This window comes from Flavobacterium sp. LC2016-01, assembly GCF_009711135.1.
Lineage (GTDB): Bacteria > Bacteroidota > Bacteroidia > Flavobacteriales > Flavobacteriaceae > Flavobacterium.
This window is the reverse complement of record NZ_WMIC01000007.1, coordinates 198748-214343: the sequence shown is the minus strand read 5'-3', so window position 1 is coordinate 214343 and position 15596 is coordinate 198748. Positions and strand designations below refer to the sequence as shown.

At 33.9% G+C, this 15596-nt stretch carries 12 protein-coding genes; 10 read left to right on the top strand and 2 right to left on the bottom strand.

The window, feature by feature from the left end; all coding sequences use genetic code 11:
- The first annotated feature begins 41 nt into the window (after positions 1-41).
- From GKZ88_RS15870 to GKZ88_RS15860, 3 genes are all read left to right on the top strand, one after another.
- On the top strand, positions 42-917 hold the full coding sequence (locus GKZ88_RS15870) for an aldo/keto reductase (RefSeq protein WP_155103333.1): 876 nt from the start codon (positions 42-44) through the stop codon (positions 915-917).
- Positions 918-1058: 141 nt separating this feature from the next.
- Entirely contained in the window at positions 1059-1811 is a 753-nt protein-coding gene (locus GKZ88_RS15865) for an SDR family NAD(P)-dependent oxidoreductase (protein ID WP_155103332.1), read from the top strand.
- Between the two features lie 99 nt (positions 1812-1910).
- Entirely contained in the window at positions 1911-3056 is a 1146-nt protein-coding gene (locus GKZ88_RS15860; RefSeq protein WP_155103331.1) for an ATP-binding protein, read from the top strand.
- 53 nt (positions 3057-3109) lie between these two features.
- Here GKZ88_RS15860 and GKZ88_RS15855 read toward each other — a convergent pair whose 3' ends face one another.
- Complete coding sequence (locus GKZ88_RS15855) at positions 3110-3853, bottom strand: DUF3298 and DUF4163 domain-containing protein (protein WP_155103330.1); 744 nt, start codon at positions 3851-3853, stop codon at positions 3110-3112.
- A 200-nt stretch (positions 3854-4053) separates the two neighbouring features.
- On the opposite strand from GKZ88_RS15855, the gene GKZ88_RS15850 reads away from it, so the two are divergent.
- Positions 4054-5196: a cystathionine gamma-synthase gene (locus tag GKZ88_RS15850; protein ID WP_155103329.1), complete on the top strand. Its 1143-nt coding sequence runs from the start codon at positions 4054-4056 to the stop codon at positions 5194-5196.
- An 86-nt stretch (positions 5197-5282) separates the two neighbouring features.
- Here GKZ88_RS15850 and GKZ88_RS15845 read toward each other — a convergent pair whose 3' ends face one another.
- The gene (locus tag GKZ88_RS15845; protein WP_155103328.1) at positions 5283-6074 is read right to left on the bottom strand and encodes a glutamate dehydrogenase; all 792 of its coding nucleotides are present in this window, start codon (positions 6072-6074) and stop codon (positions 5283-5285) included.
- A gap of 326 nt (positions 6075-6400) precedes the next feature.
- Here GKZ88_RS15845 and gdhA point away from each other — a divergent pair, with 326 nt between their 5' ends.
- The 6 genes from gdhA to GKZ88_RS15815 all read left to right on the top strand — a co-directional run bounded on the left by gdhA (position 6401) and on the right by GKZ88_RS15815 (position 15495).
- A complete protein-coding gene (gene gdhA, locus GKZ88_RS15840) occupies positions 6401-7744 on the top strand; it encodes an NADP-specific glutamate dehydrogenase (protein ID WP_155103327.1) in 1344 nt (447 codons plus the stop codon).
- 131 nt (positions 7745-7875) lie between these two features.
- Positions 7876-10158, top strand: coding sequence for a T9SS type A sorting domain-containing protein (locus GKZ88_RS15835; RefSeq protein WP_155103326.1), 2283 nt, complete (start codon positions 7876-7878; stop codon positions 10156-10158).
- 21 nt (positions 10159-10179) lie between these two features.
- On the top strand, positions 10180-10725 hold the full coding sequence (locus tag GKZ88_RS15830; RefSeq protein ID WP_155103325.1) for a hypothetical protein: 546 nt from the start codon (positions 10180-10182) through the stop codon (positions 10723-10725).
- A 93-nt stretch (positions 10726-10818) separates the two neighbouring features.
- Complete coding sequence (recO, locus tag GKZ88_RS15825) at positions 10819-11532, top strand: DNA repair protein RecO (protein ID WP_347343885.1); 714 nt, start codon at positions 10819-10821, stop codon at positions 11530-11532.
- 130 nt (positions 11533-11662) lie between these two features.
- A complete protein-coding gene (gene ileS, locus GKZ88_RS15820; protein WP_155103324.1) occupies positions 11663-15103 on the top strand; it encodes an isoleucine--tRNA ligase in 3441 nt (1146 codons plus the stop codon).
- Between the two features lie 11 nt (positions 15104-15114).
- Positions 15115-15495, top strand: a complete 381-nt coding sequence (locus GKZ88_RS15815; protein WP_026983623.1) for a TraR/DksA C4-type zinc finger protein — start codon at positions 15115-15117, stop codon at positions 15493-15495.
- Positions 15496-15596 lie beyond the last annotated feature (101 nt).

Here is a 15596-nt window from a genome sequence, read left to right as displayed (position 1 = left end):
TTAAAAAGCATATTTATTACCAAAAATAACGCAATATAACCATGAGCAAAACAACATTATCGCCTATTATTTCAGGCACTATGAATTGGGGAATCTGGGACAAAAACCTTTCAACTAAAGAAATGGAAAATTTGATACAAATTAGTATCGAAAACAAAATTACCACTTTTGATCACGCCGATATTTATGGCGACTATACTACCGAAACTGATTTTGGAAAAGCCTTCAAAGCAAGTAAAATTTCCCGAGAAAAATTACAATTAATTTCGAAGTGCGGTATTCAGATGATTGCCGAAAAGCGACCGGAAAACAAAATCAAACATTATGATTATTCTAAAGATTATATCATTTGGTCTGTAGAAGAATCGCTAAAAAAACTCAAAACAGATTACATTGATGTTTTTTTACTGCACAGGCCAAGTCCGTTGATGCAGACCGATGAAATCGCAGAAGCAGTTGAAAAATTAAAAGCGGAAGGAAAAATTATTGATTTTGGACTTTCTAATTTTACGAATTCTCAAACGGAATTAATTCGTCAAAAAACAGAAGTAAGCTACAATCAGGTGCAATTTTCGGCAACGCATTTTGAACCCATGATTGACGGAAGTTTGGATTATATGCAGACACACGGAATTCGTCCGTTGTCATGGAATCCGCTTGGAACTGTTTTTAGAGAAGATACCAAAAAAACACGCCGATTGAAAAAACTGTTTTCAGTACTGTTGGAAAAATACCATTTAGGTGCAGATACACTTTTGTTGGCCTGGATTTTAAAACATCCGGCAGGCGTTATTCCAATTGCAGGAACTGTTAACGTTGCCAGAATTCAGTCTCTAATGAAAGCAGTTGAGTTAAAAATGGATAAAGAAGACTGGTTTGCTATCTGGACAGAAAGTATGGGCGACGATGTGCCTTAATTTTTAGTGTTCAGTTTACAGTTTTTAGTGTTCAGCTAAAATGCGATTAAAAAATAGTTGCCACAGATTAAAGGATTTTCACAGATTGGAAAAAATCATTTTTAATCCTTTAATCTGTGGCAAAAAAAATAAAAAACAAGAATGAAAAAAACAGCCCTAATTACTGGAGCAACAAGCGGAATTGGAAAAGCAACCGCACAAATATTGGCAAAAAACAATTATAAAGTAATTCTTTGCGGAAGACGAAAAGATCGTTTAGAAGAATTAGAAAAAGAACTTTCGGCTTTTACAGAAGTACATTCTTTATCATTTGATGTTCGTGATAAAGATGCCGTTTTTGCAGCAGTCGGTTCATTGCCTTCGGATTTTTCTATTATTGATGTTTTGATTAATAATGCAGGAAATGCGCACGGTTTAGATCCAATTCAAAATGGAAATGTTGACGATTGGGATGCGATGATTGATATCAATGTGAAAGGACTTTTGTATGTTTCAAAAGCGATAATTCCGCAGATGATTGAGAGAAAATCAGGTCATATTATTAATATTGGATCAATTGCAGGAAAAGAAGTGTATCCAAACGGAAATGTATATTGCGCGTCGAAACATGCGGTTGATGCCATCAATAATGGTATGCGAATGGATTTAAATCCGTACGGAATTAGAGTAGGAGCTATTCATCCGGGAATGGTTGAAACAGAATTCAGTGAAGTGCGTTTTAAAGGCGATGCTGATAGAGCTTCAAATGTATATAAAGGTTTAGATGCACTTCAAGCGGAAGATATTGCAGATATAATTCATTTTGTGGTTTCAAGAAAATATCACGTCAATATTGCTGATTTAATTGTTTTCCCGACGGCGCAGGCCTCAGCAACAATTGTTAAAAAGGACTAACTTAGATTTTTAGACTAACTTAGACTTCTTAGAATGAATGTCTAAGAAGTCTAACGTCTAAGAAGTCTAATAATCTAAAATCTAAGAAGTCTAAAACAGATGATTAATAAACGCCTTTTGATAAAGAATTTACTCGCTCATAATGACGAAAGCAGTTTTTATGATAAAAAAAGGCAGTTGAATTTGCATTCTCGTGAAGGCAAAGGGAAATTTCTGAAACACATTTGCGCGCTTTCAAATTCAAATCCAACCAATAATTCTTATATCGTCGTTGGAGTAGAAGATCAAGACAACGAAATTGTCGGTGATGATTTTTTTGATGACAGCCGAATTCAGAATCTCGTAAATGCGTTTCTTGAAAATCCTCCAAAAATTCAATACGAAAATGTGCCATTTCCTAATCTTCCAAAAGATAAAGTCATAGGATTGGTTACGATTAAGCCCAAAAACAAAATCTCCTATTTCAAAAAAGGAATTCACACCATACTTGCCAATAGTATTTTTGTGAGACGAGGCAGTAATTCAATTCCTTTAGAGAATCACGAGGAAGTTGAGAAAAATTATCAAAATACAGAAACGGTAATTGGAATCGAAAACAGTTCCCGAAATAGTATTCAATATACTTTAGACGGTGTTTTTGATTTTATGAATTTCAGACATAAAGATATGTCGCCAAAGTATCATGTTTTTAAGGAATTATTCGTGATCTGCTGGGCAGGAGTTCCTAAAAAATCTCGGGACAAAACTTTTCTTTCACGTGTTGATATTGAGTTGATCAACGAACAGATCAAGCTTTTTTATTCGGCTCAGGATGTTGTTACGATAGTGTATGACGATGATAGTTTTACAATTACCGAATATGTTCCGCTGGGTTTAAATGACAAAACAAGCTATTATCCTTTAGAAGAACAGAAGATTCATTTTTTTGACAACGGCTATTATAAAATTGATCGAAAAATGCTTTTTCAGCCGCCAGAATTCAATCGAAAAATGCTATATCATATTTATAATTCAAATATTGCATTACTTCAAAAACTGCAAAAAGGATTCGTTTTGTCTGAGCGGGAATTGGTTGATCTGGAAAATCTTCCTTCTACTTTTATGATCTGTTATTTGAATGGCTTTGACGAAGCGAAACAAAAATTAATCGATTCAAAATTGTTATTAAAACCTTTTTCTCAAGTGTATTTGTCTTTTAAAGAAGCTTTAAGAATTCTTCGTAAAATGAAATACGATGTCCAATAATTTTTAGGTTAAAAAAACTTAGAACCTTAGAATATCAGCATCTTAGAACCTTCTTATTGGAATTTTAAATATTTATTGACTTCTTCATAAGGAAATAGAATCTCTTTCGGACCATCAGCATAAGATGCAGCTTCATATGAATTATAATATAAAAGAAGACCTTCTTCTGTATAAAAAATATTCTGAGGCAATTGGAATTTGTCGTCTTCAAACATTAATCCTGTTGCGTTGATATTTGCTTTGGCAGGAATTTTATACTTTGCTCTGAACTTTTTTTCGGCGAAAGCCTGAAACTCTTTTTGGTTGTTAAATAATTGATCTATAAAAATTGTTTTTCCAGTTTTAGGATCAAATAATAAAGATCGGAAACCTTGATATCCGTGAGCACCGCCCGTAAAAGTATAATGGTCGATTTTGATGTTTAAAATGGTTTCGGAATGAAATTCGATATTTCCAACAATCTTTCCTTCCCAGCCAAAAGTTTCAGTTGGAAATTTTTTGTGCATTTCTTCATAGGAAGCAATAAACGATTTTGCCAAAGTATTGTAATCGTTAACTTTTGTAGGGTCTTCTCCAAAGTATACAATTTCTTTTACGACAGAAAAGATTTTTTTATTGATGCTGTCAGCAGCAACTTTTTTGTTTTTTGCTAAAGGAATGTCAATTGTAATTTTTGGACAATCACTTTTGCAGGGAAGCGAGGATTTTTCTTCAAATGTTTCATTTTCAAATGAAAGCTCTTTGTTACAACTTGTGAATATCAAAAACAAAAAGACTAAAAAAGTATAATGTTTCATATATGTAAAAGTTATTTGTTAGCAGATATAAAAGGTAACACTTTTTTTGAAATGAAATTTTGCTTTTGCAAAAGTCTGACAGGCAGTAATTTTACATCAAAAAATGTTAATTATATACAAAGGTAAGAACTTGTATCAGGATTAGAATAAATTAAACGGTAAATTTGTACGGTATTTAAGCATTTAAAATTTGTAACTATATGAAATTCAATACTAAAGTAATACATGGAGGTCAACACCATGATCCAAGTACAGGAGCGGTAATGCCTCCGGTTTATCAAACTTCAACTTTTGTTCAGACAAGTCCGGGAAAACCTTTGGCAGATTATGAATACAGCAGAGCGTCTAACCCAACTCGTACTGCTTTGGAAAATGCATTGGCAAGTATTGAAAATGGTACACGCGGACTGGCTTTTTCATCTGGTTTAGCAGCAACAGATTGTATTTTAAGATCATTTAAAGCTGGAGATGAAATCATTGCAATGGATGATTTATACGGCGGAACTTATAGAATGTTTTCTAGAATTTATAAAGATTCAGGCATTAAATTCCATTTTGTTGATATGACAGATTTGGAGAAATTAAAATCGTTGATCAATGAAAATACAAAGTTGGTTTGGGTTGAAACACCTACAAATCCTTTAATGAAATTAGCAGATATTGAAGAAGTGGCTAAAATTACAAAAGCTAATAATATTTTATTTGCGGTTGATAATACTTTTGCAACTCCATATTTGCAAAAACCGCTTGATTTAGGAGCAGACATCGTAATGCACTCGGCAACAAAATATTTAGGAGGACATTCTGATGTAATTGCCGGCGCTTTAATTGTAAAAGATGAAGCTTTAGGTGATCAATTGCATTTTCAGCAATTTGCAACAGGTGCTACTTTGGGGCCAATGGACAGCTTTTTAGTTTTAAGAGGAATCAAAACACTTTCTTTAAGAGTTCAGAGACATTGTGAAAATGGAGAAAAAGTAGTAGAGTTTTTGAGCAATCATCCAAAAATTAATACGGTTTATTATCCAGGATTAAAAAATCATCCGTTTCATGAAATAGCAAAGAAACAAATGAAGGCTTTTGGCGGCATGGTTTCGTTTACTTTTAAATCGGGTAAAAAAGAAGATTCTATTGACTTTTTGGAGAAACTGAAAGTATTTACACTTGCAGAATCTTTAGGCGGTGTTGAATCATTAGCTAATCACCCAGCTTTAATGACGCATGCCTCAATTCCTGCAGATAAAAGAGCTGAGGTTGGTATAACTGATGACTTAGTGCGATTAAGTGTTGGTATCGAAGATGCAGAAGATTTAATAGCCGATTTAGAACAGGCATTGGCATAAAAATTAGATTCCAAATTAAAAATCCCAAATTCCAACTATTAACATTGGAGTTTGGGATTTTTTATATTTTGGAATTTAAAATATTTTTAGAATTCTAAGTAGTAGATATAACCAAAGTTAAACCATACCTGCCAGTCGTTTGCTTTGTTTTCTTTATAAATATCTTTATTCGGATTCAAACCATCGATCCAGTCACTGCTGTACATTTGAAAACGAGTTTCAAACATTAAATCGCTCATTGTTGTTAATTTATAATGCACACCAACTCCTCCTGTTGCTGATACTACAACTCCTGATTCTGTAGAAAATCCGTGAGCTCTTCCGTCAGATGGAGTTAAATATTTTCCAATAGTAACATTTGGAAGGGTCAGGTCACCTAAACGTGATCCAACTTTAGCAGAATAATAATTTACTTGAAATCCAGCACTTAAATACGGGCTAAAGCTACCAACTGTATTTTCGAAGTCATGAATTTTGATAAAAGAAAATTCTAACTGAGATCCTAATCCTAAAGTTGTTGTACTTGCATGCATGTTTTTAAGCATGGTAACAGCCAGAGAAGGCGGGTTTTTTTCGACCCATTGTCCATAATGTTTTAGCTGTGTATGGCTAAATGACAGTTCAGACCTAACTTTAAAATGTTCAGTGAAAAAACTTTCGTGGTTATTGGCGGCTGAAAAGTTGATGAAGTGCATGACTCCAATTCCAAATCCGCTGTTTCCAACATTGGTGTCAAGATTTTTTCGTTGTCCAAAATCTGACTGCAGTGTTACTGGTCCTGCGAATATTCCTATTTCTTGAGCTAAATCTGATTGTGCGTTCGCTACGGTACTGATTCCAAGAATGGCAAATAGTGTGATAATTACGGGTTTGAGCATAGTTTGGGGGCTTTCAAATCTAGGCAAATATATAAAAAAGGTTGTGCAAACAAAACATTAAATACTTCTATTAAAAAATTAGTAACAAAAGACTTAATTTTCTAACTTTAAGCGAGGTGATTTGATGTAATTCCGGACGTGTAAAATTGTATTTTTCTTTTTGTTTAGAAATTACACAATTCTTCTCTAAAAACGAAAAAAAATAACAATTCATAATTGTTTTGCCTTATCTTTGCGTGTTGTTACGAAAACGTTTTCTTATGGCGTATTTTCGTGTTATAACTAGATTTAAGCTAAAAACTATTATTTGAATAATTGATTTAAAAATGGAACAAAAAATAAATGAATTTATGGCTCTGGTTGAGTCAAAAAATCCAAATGAGCCAGAATTTCTTCAAGCCGTTAGAGAATTTGCAGAAACTGTTATTCCGTTTATTTCGGAAAGAAAAAAATATGATGGAAAAAATTTACTTTTAAGAATAGCTGAACCGGAAAGGTCTATAATTTTTAGAGTTCCGTGGGTAGATGATAAAGGTGAAATTATTGTAAACAGAGGATTTAGAATCCAGATGAATTCAGCAATTGGACCTTATAAAGGAGGAATTCGTTTTCATCATACAGTAAATTTATCAGTTTTAAAATTCTTGGCTTTCGAGCAAGTTTTTAAAAACAGCTTAACAACTCTTCCAATGGGAGGAGGAAAAGGAGGTTCTGATTTTGATCCTGAAGGAAAATCAGATGGTGAAATTATGCGTTTCTGCCAATCATTTATGACAGAATTATGTCGTCATATTGGTCCAGATCTTGACGTTCCTGCAGGAGATATTGGTGTTGGAGCAAGAGAAATTGGTTATTTGTTTGGTCAATATAAAAGAATCAGAAATGAATTTACTGGAGTTTTAACTGGAAAAGGTTTAGCTTACGGAGGTTCATTAATCAGACCAGAAGCTACTGGTTATGGAGTTGTATATTTTACTGATCAAATGCTTCGTACTATGGGGCATGATATTAAAGGTAAAAAAGTTGCGATTTCAGGATTTGGAAATGTGGCTTGGGGAGTGGCGCTGAAAATAAATGAACTTGGAGGAAAAGTAGTTACTATTTCTGGTCCTGATGGTTATATTTATGATGAAGATGGAATTTCCGGAGAAAAAATCGACCATATGGTTGAAATGAGAGCAACTGGAGATAACAGAGCTGAAAGATATTTGGAAAAATATCCAAATGCGATTTTCCATAAAGGAAAAAGCCCTTGGGAAGTAAAAGTTGATATTGCGATTCCATGTGCAACCCAAAATGAGTTGACAGGTGAAGATGCTAAAAAATTGATTGATAACGGAGTTTTATGTGTTACTGAAGCGGCTAATATGCCTTCTACTTTAGATGCAATTAAACTTTTCTTAGATAATAAAGTACTTTTTGCTCCTGGAAAAGCAGCTAATGCTGGTGGAGTTGCAGCTTCTGGATTAGAAATGACACAAAACTCTATTCGTCTAAACTGGACAAGTGAAGAGGTAGATTTAAGATTGAAAGATATCATGGTTGGAATTCACAACCAATGTAAAAAATACGGTGCCGAAGAAGATGGTTATGTAAACTACGTAAAAGGAGCAAACATTGCCGGATTTGTTAAAGTTGCCGATGCTATGCTGGCTCAAGGTGTAGTATAATTTTAGTTATAGTTTTTTTTAAATGCCTTCATTTGTCTCCGGACAATTGAAGGCATTTTTTTATTTATAAAAAGAACAAAAAACAAATACTTTCGTTTGTAGTATATTTGTCTATCTGAATGCATAAAATAATGAAGAAAAATTTTCTGTATGTTTTGTTTTTACTCCTGTTTCAATTTGCTTTTTCGCAGAATAAATTGTCATGGCAGGGTTATTTTTCATTTAATGAAATAAAAGATATCTCAGAATCTTCAACAGCAGTTTATGCCGCTTCAGAAAATGCTTTGTTTGTTAAAAACGCTGTGGCAAATACAAGCAAAACGATTACAACTGTTGACGGACTTTCAGGTCAGACAATTTCGGCAGTTTATTATAGTGAAGCTTTCAAAAAAACAATCGTAGGCTATGAAAATGGTTTGATGATTGTAATTAATGAAACTGACGGCAGTATGCTGAAAGTGGTAGATATTATCAACAAGCAATTAGCTCCAAATATTAAAAAAATCAATCATTTTATGGAACATAACGGATTGGTTTATGTTTCCTGTGATTTCGGAATTGTACAGTTTAACTTGACAACGCAGCAATTTGGTGATACCTATTTTATTGGTGATAATGGTGCCGAAATCAGTGTAAAACAAACGACATTTTTTAACGGATTTATTTACGCCGCAACGTCAAGTGGTATAAGACGCGCCGATATTACAAATCCAAACCTAAATGATTTTAAGCAGTGGTCTGTTGTAAATACTGGAGATTGGTCAAGTGTTGAAGGTGTTGATACAGAGCTTATAGCGATTAATTCTACCGGTTATATTCATCGATTTAATTCAAGTAATTTTGTTGGTTTTTCGCAGTTGCCTCAGGCTTCGGTTGATATGAAGGCAAAAAATCATAATCTATATATAACAATACGCAATACGGTGTATGTTTATAATAATCAAATGGTTTTGATTCGCCAGATTAGTAATTCACAAGTTTTAGATAATACTTTAAATTTTACTTGCGCGACGGCTGTAGGTGATGCAATTTTCATTGGAACAAAAGAAAAAGGCTTATTCTCTTCTTCACTTTCAAGCAATGGCGCTTTTACAAATAATACACCAGCTGGGCCGGCGCGAAATAATATTTTCTCAATGGATGTTACTGCAAATGTTCTTTGGGCGGTTTATGGAGACTATGACACTTATTACAATCCGTACGATCTAGATAGTTATGGAGTCAGTAAATACAATACTTCTGGCTGGCTGAATATTCCATATTCTTCTGTTTTGAATGCAAAATCAATTACGAGAGTTATTGTTAATCCGAAAAATGAGAAACAAGTTTATGCAAGTTCTTTTTTCTCTGGATTACTCCGAATCGAAAATGATGTTCCGAATCTTTTGTACAACGAAAAAAACAGCGGTTTAGAATCAATTACTACCGAAGGACCAAATTATATTGATGTTCGTGTGAATGCGACAGCTTTTGATAAAAATGGAAATCTCTGGGTTACCAATAGTCGAATTAAAAACGGTTTGAAGGTTTTGAAATCGAATAATCAATGGGGAAGTTATGCAATGACCTCGATTTTAGATGATGCCCAAGCCAGCAGTTATGCCAGTATTTTAATTGACAGAAATAGTGTAAAATGGATTGCAACAAATCGTGACGGTGTAATTGGTTTTAATGAAACAACGAATACATTCAAAAAAATGACTTTTGGTGCTGATGCCGGAAATCTGCCAATTGCCGATGTAAGAGCGCTGGTAATTGATACTAAAAATCAGCTTTGGATAGGAACAACAAAAGGATTGCGTGTTTTGTCAAACGTTGGAAATTTTCAAAATGAAAGCCAGTTAAAGGCAAATCCAATTATTATTACAGAAGATAATTTGGCTCAAGAACTGCTTTATGAACAATTTATAACTTCAATTGCGATAGACGGCGCAAATAATAAATGGATCGGTACAAGTGATTCTGGGGTTTTTATGGTTTCGCCAAACGGACAGGAAACGAAATATCATTTTACAATCAGCAATTCGCCATTGCCGAGCAATGCTATAAATGAGATTAAAATAAATAGTGCAACCGGCGAAGTTTTTATTGCAACGAATAAAGGATTGATTTCTTTTAAAGGCATTGCTACAGATGCAAATGAAGATTTAAATAGTGTCTACGTATATCCAAACCCAGTTCGCCCAACTTATAGCGGAACCGTAAAAGTGGCCGGATTATTAGATAAAGCCAATGTTAAAATTACAGATATTGAAGGAAATCTAGTTTACGAAACAACATCTGAAGGCGGAACAATTGAATGGGATACAACTGCTTTTGGAAAGTATAAAGTTTCTTCTGGAGTTTACATGATTTTTATTTCTGCACAAGATGGTGGTGAGACGAAAGTGAAAAAAGTGATGATCATTCGTTAAGTCTGAAAGTTAATTTTAAAGATGAGCAGAAGAAATAAAAACGGAAAGCAAAAACGAAAAAAGAACGAAAGTGTCATTTTAATTCTACGGTTATTAATGATCCCTATTACTTTTGTTTGTTTTATCTTTTCAGCGAGACAGTACAATAATTTTACGATTATTAATTTTAGCTATTTGCTCAGTATTTGTGTTCTTTCAGGGCTTTTGTTTGGAGGCTTAATGTTGAAGTATGAAAAACGAATGGGTGGAAAAAATTTTGAAATAGGAGGCTATTTTTTAAGATGTATCTTGGTTTATGGATTGATTTGTAGCTCAGCTTTTTTTGTTCTAAATGAATCTTTATCTAATAATAAAGAATATAAGCAAGAATCTTTAATTTTTGAAAAGCATGAAGCCTATAAGCGTTCTCCTAATTATATTGTTGTAGAGATTGAAGGTGCTGAGAGAGATATTAATATTCACGATTATAGTTACGCGGAAATCGCTATGGCAAAAGCTGCTGAAATAAAATTAAAAAAAGGTTTTTTTGGATTTATTTTAATAAAAGAAGTTAAATTAAAATATTAGAAATGAAGCTATATTTCAATGAATTTATTGAAATATAGTTTCAAAGTTAAAATCTAAGAAGTCTAACAATCTAATATCTAAGAAGTCTAAAAAGTGCTTATAAAAACAAAAGCCATAGTAATCTCCTCCTTAAAATTTCAGGAAAAAAGTTTGATTGTAAAATGCTTTACACTTTCAAACGGACTGAAATCGTATTTCGTGCGCGATGCTTTTTCGAGTCGGAAAACGAGCCAGAAGATTGCTTATTTTCAGCCTTTATCGATTTTAGAAATCGAAGCTGTGCATAAGAATAAAGGAACTTTGGAAAATTTCAAAGAATTAAAAACGGCTGTTCCTTTTCAGACCATCCATACGGATATTTTTAAAAGTACAATGGTAATGTTTTTGTCTGAAGTGCTTCATTATTCGATTCAGGAAGAAGAAAAAAACGAATCGCTTTTTTTGTTTTTAGAAACCGCTCTGACTTGGTTGGATCATCACGATGAAATTTCGAATTTTCATTTGATTTTGCTTTTAGAAATAACAAAATATTTGGGTTTTTATCCTGATATTTCAGAAATCGATTTGCCTTTTTTTGAAGTAAACGATGGCGTTTTTACTCATTTTCAAAAAGGAAATGTGCTGACGGAACATGAAACAACCTTGTTTAAAAAATTAATCGATTTAAAATTTGATAACGATCAAAAAGTTTTTCATGTTTTAGAAAGACAAATGCTGCTCAAAATCTTAATTGATTATTACAGTTTTCATTTGGACGGATTCAAAAAACCTAAATCTTTAGAGATTTTAAAAGAAGTTTTCTCTTAAATCGATTAAAACGGCAATTTTTGCTGCGGAATCTACCTAAAATTTCCCGAAAGCGGTCTTTTTTCCCTTATCTTTTATCTAAATTCCTCAAAATTCATTACTTTCGCACCTCGTTTAAGAAAAGGATAAAATGAGCACAAAATTTACTGAATACAAAGGACTTGACTTACCAACGGTAGCATCAGAAGTTCTTGATTTTTGGAAGAAAGAAAATATATTTGAAAAGAGTGTAACGACTCGCGAAGGTGCAGAACCTTACGTGTTTTTTGAAGGTCCGCCTTCAGCAAACGGATTACCAGGAATTCACCACGTGATGGCGCGTGCGATTAAAGATATTTTTTGCAGATATAAAACTCAAAAAGGTTTTCAGGTAAAAAGAAAAGCCGGCTGGGATACGCACGGATTGCCTGTGGAATTGGGTACTGAAAAAGAATTAGGCATTACAAAAGAAGATATTGGTAAGACAATTTCGATCGAAGAATATAACGAAGCGTGTAAAAAAACCGTTATGCGTTATACGGACGTATGGAATGATTTGACCGAAAAAATGGGGTATTGGGTTGATATGGAAGATCCATATGTGACGTATAAACCAAAATACATGGAATCGGTTTGGTGGCTTTTGAAACAAATCTACGATAAAGGTTTGTTGTACAAAGGATACACGATTCAGCCGTATTCTCCAAAAGCAGGAACAGGATTGTCTTCTCACGAAGTAAATCAGCCAGGAGCTTATAGAGATGTTACAGATACTACGATTGTAGCACAGTTTAAAAGTGTAGCAAAACAGGAGGAAGGCGCAAACGAAGTTGAAAGAGCTTTTAATCTAGATAAAGCTTCTTTCGGATATAATAATGAATTTTATTTCCTTGCATGGACAACAACGCCTTGGACATTGCCATCGAATACGGCTTTGACAGTTGGGCCAAAAATCGATTATGTTTTAGTTAAAACTTTCAATCAATATACTTTTGAACCTGTAAATGTAATTTTAGCTAAAAACCTAGTTGGAAAACAATTCTCAAAAGGATATTTCTTAAGTGAAGATGATGCTGATTTTGACAATGTTAAAAATGGCGATAAAAAACTTCCATATAAAATTTTAGCAGAAACAAAAGGTACTAATTTAGTTGGTATTCGATACGAACAATTATTGCCATATGTATTACCCTATCAAAATGCTGAAAATGCATTTAGAGTAATTGCTGGTGATTTTGTCACGACAGAAGACGGAACAGGAATTGTGCATACGGCGCCAACTTTTGGTGCAGATGATGCTAAAGTAGCAAAAGAAGCAATACCAGAAGTGCCGCCAATGTTGGTTTTAGACGAAAATGGTACAGCAGTGCCATTGGTTGATTTACAAGGGAAATTCACTTCTCATGTAGGTGATTTGGCTGGTAAATATGTAAAGAACGAATATTACGATGCAGGACAAGCGCCAGAGAAATCGGTAGATGTTGAAATCGCAATTCGTTTAAAAGAAGAAAATAAAGCCTTTAAGGTTGAAAAATACGTACATAGTTATCCACATAGTTGGAGAACTGATGAGCCGTTATTATATTATCCACTAGACTCTTGGTTCATTAAAGTAACCGATGTAAAAGATAGAATGTTCGACCTGAACGAAACTATCAATTGGAAGCCTAAGTCTACTGGTGAAGGACGTTTTGGAAACTGGCTGAAAAATGCCAACGACTGGAACTTATCTCGTTCTAGATATTGGGGAATTCCGTTGCCAATTTGGAGAACTGAAGACAAAAAAGAAGAAGTTCTTATTGGTTCTGTTGAAGAATTATACAATGCGATTGAAAAATCTATCGAAGCTGGTTTTCAAAAAGAGAACCCGTTTAAAGGTTTTGAAATCGGAAATATGTCTGAATCCAATTATGATATAATTGATTTGCACAAAAATGTAGTTGATCAGATTACGTTGGTTTCGGCTTCAGGCCAACCAATGAAACGCGAAAGCGATTTGATTGACGTTTGGTTCGATTCTGGAGCAATGCCGTATGCACAATGGCATTATCCTTTTGAAAACAAAGATAAAATTGACGAAAACAAAGATTTTCCTGCGAATTTTATCGCTGAAGGTGTCGATCAGACTCGTGGATGGTTTTATACTTTGCACGCCATCGGAACTTTGGTTTTTGATAAAGTAGCGTATAAAAACGTAGTTTCAAATGGTTTGGTTTTGGATAAAAACGGACAAAAAATGTCGAAACGTTTAGGAAACGCGACAGATCCTTTTGAAACAATTGCAGAATACGGTCCTGATGCCACACGTTGGTACATGATTTCGAACGCAAATCCTTGGGATAACTTAAAATTTGACATTGAAGGAATAGCTGAGGTGCGTCGTAAATTCTTCGGAACTTTATACAACACTTACTCTTTCTTTTCGTTATATGCTAACATCGATGGGTTTAAATACGCTGAAGCGGAAATTCCGTTAAACGAAAGACCGGAAATCGATCAATGGATTATCTCTGAATTGCATACGTTAGTCAAATTTGTTGATGAATGTTATGAAGATTATGAGCCTACAAAAGCAACAAGAGCTATTTCTGATTTCGTTCAGGAAAACTTAAGTAACTGGTACGTGCGTTTATGTCGTCGTCGCTTCTGGAAAGGCGAATATGCTCACGATAAAATCGCAGCTTACCAAACGCTTTATACTTGTTTATTAACGATAAGCAAATTAAGCGCTCCAGTCGCTCCTTTTTTCATGGATAAATTGTACCGAGATTTGACAGCTTCGACAGGAACTGAGAATTTTGCCAGTGTTCACTTGGCTGAATTTCCAAAATTTGTCGAAAACTTTGTTAATAAAACGTTAGAGAGCAAAATGCAGAAGGCGCAAACTATCTCATCGTTGGTTTTATCACTTCGTAAAAAGGAAATGATTAAAGTACGTCAACCTTTGCAAAAGGTAATGATTCCGGTGCTTGACGAGAATCAGAGAGCTGAAATTGAAGCGATTTCTGAGCTTGTAAAAGCCGAAGTAAATGTGAAAGAAATCGTACTTTTAGATGATGATTCAGGTATTTTGGTAAAACAAATTAAGCCTAATTTTAAAGCTCTTGGACCGCGTTTCGGAAAAGATATGGGTCTGATTTCCAAAGAAATACAAGGTTTTTCAGCGGATCAGATTAACCAGTTAGACAAGCAGGGAACGCTGGATATTGTTATTTCTGGAAATAATGTAACTTTATCACTAGAAGACGTCGAAATAACATCGCAGGATATCGAAGGATGGCTGGTTGCAAACTCTAACGGAATTACAGTTGCACTTGACATCACAATCTCGGAAGAATTGAAAAACGAAGGTATTGCGAGAGAATTGGTAAACAGAATTCAGAATATCCGTAAAGATTCAGGATTTGAAGTTACTGATAAAATTAAAGTACAAATTAAAAGAAACGGTCTTTTAGAAGAGGCGGTTTCAAAAAATGAAGACTATATAAAGTCTGAGACATTAACAGATGATTTGGTTTTTGTAGACGTTTTAGAAAACGGCACAGAAATTGAGTTTGATGATATTAAAACAATGATATTAATTTCAAAATAATTATAAATACCATGATAGATGAAATTACAAGATACTCTGATGCTGATTTAGCAGAGTTCAAAGAAATTATCCAAAATAAAATACAAAAAGCACAAGCCGATCTGGATTTAATAAAAAGTGCTTACATGAATGATTTGAATAACGGAACAGACGATACTTCTCCAACATTTAAAGCTTTTGAAGAAGGAAGCGAAACAATGTCTAAAGAAGCGAACTCTCAGTTGGCTATCAGACAAGAAAAGTTTATTCGCGATCTAAAAAACGCGCTATTCCGTGTTGAAAATAAAACATACGGTATCTGTAAAGTAACAGGTAAGTTAATCAGCAAAGAAAGGCTTAAAATCGTTCCTCATGCTACAATGAGTATCGAAGCTAAAAACTTGCAGCGATAATAACAATATCATTTAAAAAAAAAGCGCTCCATTTTGGGGCGCTTTTTTGTTTAATGCGAGTTCCAAAGTTTCAATTTCGGTAAATTACATTACGAAAAAGT

Coding starts and splice junctions, on each gene's coding strand:
- GKZ88_RS15870 (WP_155103333.1), top strand. CDS start 42: ATGAGCAAAACAACATTATCGCCTATTATTTCAGGCACTATGAATTGG.
- GKZ88_RS15865 (WP_155103332.1), top strand. CDS start 1,059: ATGAAAAAAACAGCCCTAATTACTGGAGCAACAAGCGGAATTGGAAAA.
- GKZ88_RS15860 (WP_155103331.1), top strand. CDS start 1,911: ATGATTAATAAACGCCTTTTGATAAAGAATTTACTCGCTCATAATGAC.
- GKZ88_RS15855 (WP_155103330.1), bottom strand. CDS start 3,853: ATGAAACATTATACTTTTTTAGTCTTTTTGTTTTTGATATTCACAAGT.
- GKZ88_RS15850 (WP_155103329.1), top strand. CDS start 4,054: ATGAAATTCAATACTAAAGTAATACATGGAGGTCAACACCATGATCCA.
- GKZ88_RS15845 (WP_155103328.1), bottom strand. CDS start 6,074: ATGCTCAAACCCGTAATTATCACACTATTTGCCATTCTTGGAATCAGT.
- gdhA (WP_155103327.1), top strand. CDS start 6,401: ATGGAACAAAAAATAAATGAATTTATGGCTCTGGTTGAGTCAAAAAAT.
- GKZ88_RS15835 (WP_155103326.1), top strand. CDS start 7,876: ATGAAGAAAAATTTTCTGTATGTTTTGTTTTTACTCCTGTTTCAATTT.
- GKZ88_RS15830 (WP_155103325.1), top strand. CDS start 10,180: ATGAGCAGAAGAAATAAAAACGGAAAGCAAAAACGAAAAAAGAACGAA.
- ileS (WP_155103324.1), top strand. CDS start 11,663: ATGAGCACAAAATTTACTGAATACAAAGGACTTGACTTACCAACGGTA.
- GKZ88_RS15815 (WP_026983623.1), top strand. CDS start 15,115: ATGATAGATGAAATTACAAGATACTCTGATGCTGATTTAGCAGAGTTC.